General features: G+C 68.4%; 1 protein-coding gene. It reads left to right on the top strand.

Annotated features, from left to right (window positions below):
- The first annotated feature begins 175 nt into the window (after positions 1–175).
- On the top strand, positions 176–1,381 hold the full coding sequence (locus LCE31_RS39615; protein WP_374118717.1) for an IS110 family transposase: 1,206 nt from the start codon (positions 176–178) through the stop codon (positions 1,379–1,381).
- Positions 1,382–1,435 lie beyond the last annotated feature (54 nt).

Genomic DNA, 1,435 nt, shown 5'->3' with positions numbered 1-1,435 from the left:
TATGTCCCCCTGTCGACCATGACCCGGGGGGTGGTGTCACCGGGCCGGAAGGCGCCGGTAGATCGCTAATAGGGGCAGGAGCGCCGGTCCGCTGGCAACGCTCTTCGTAACGTGGTTGCCGGATGTCGGCGCCGTGCCTTGGCCGGGAAGGACGAACCCTCCCAGGAGGAGTGAAGTGATCGACACCCGCGACGTCGCCGTGTTCCTCGGCCTGGACGTCGGCAAGGGCGAACACCACGCCACCGGCCTCACTCCGGACGGCAAGAGTGTGGTCGACGAGCCGCTGCCCAACAGCGAGCCGAGGATGCGGGCCATGCTCGACAAGCTGACGGCGAAGTACGGGAAGGTCCTGGTCGTGGTCGACCAGCCCGCCTCGATCGGCGCCCTGCCGCTGGCCGTCGCCCGGGACGCGGGCTGCGAGGTCGCCTATCTGCCCGGCCTGACGATGCGGCGGATCGCCGACCTTTACCCTGGCGAGGGCAAGACCGACGCCCGCGACGCGGCGATCATCGCGGACGCGGCCCGGACGATGCCGCACACACTCCGCTCGATCGAGCTGGACGACGAAACGATCGCCGAACTCCACATGATCGTCGGGTTCGACGACGACCTCGCAGGCGAAGTCACCCGGGTCGCCAACCGGCTTCGCGGCCTGCTCACCCAGATCCACCCGCACCTGGAACGCGTGCTCGGCCCGCGCATCCAGCACCCGGCCGTGCTCACCCTCCTCGAACGCTTCGGCTCCCCGAAGGCGATCCGCAAGGCCGGACGGCGCCGGCTGGTCACGCTGCTGCGGCCCAAGGCGCCCAGGATGGCCGAGCGCCTGGCCGAGGACATCTTCACTGCCCTGGACGAGCAGACCGTGGTCGTCACGGGCACCGACGCGGCCGCCGTAATCGTGCCCAAGCTCGCCAAGAACCTCTCCGGCCTGCTCGATCAGCGCAAGGAACTCGCTGCCGACATCGAGGAGCTGCTCAAGTCCCACCCTCTTTCCGAACTCCTGACGTCGATGCCGGGGATAGGCGTCAGGACCGGAGCCAGGATCCTCATCGACATCGGCGACGCCACCGCCTTTCCCACCGCCGGGCACCTGGCCGCCTATTCCGGGCTCGCCCCGGTGACCCGAAGATCCGGGTCCTCGATCCGCGGCGAGAGCCCGTCCCGCAGAGGCAACAAACACCTCAAACGGGCGTTCTTCCTGGCCGCGTTCGCCTCGCTGTCCGATCCGGCATCCCGGGCCTACTACGAACGCAAGAAGGCCGAAGGCAAGCGCCACAAGCAGGCCCTGATGTGTCTCGCCCGCCGCCGCGTCGACGTCTTGTTCGCCATGCTCCGCGACGGCACGTTCTTCGAACCTCAAGCCGTCCCCCAAGCCACCTGAAACATCACCAATCAACCGGCCCGCCCCTTGACGAAAGAGATAGGGGCACCCCCC

Source organism: Streptomyces sp. 8L, from assembly GCF_020176795.1.
GTDB lineage: Bacteria > Actinomycetota > Actinomycetes > Streptomycetales > Streptomycetaceae > Streptomyces.
Note: the sequence above shows the minus strand (reverse complement) of the source record. Positions and strands in the feature narration are given on the sequence as shown.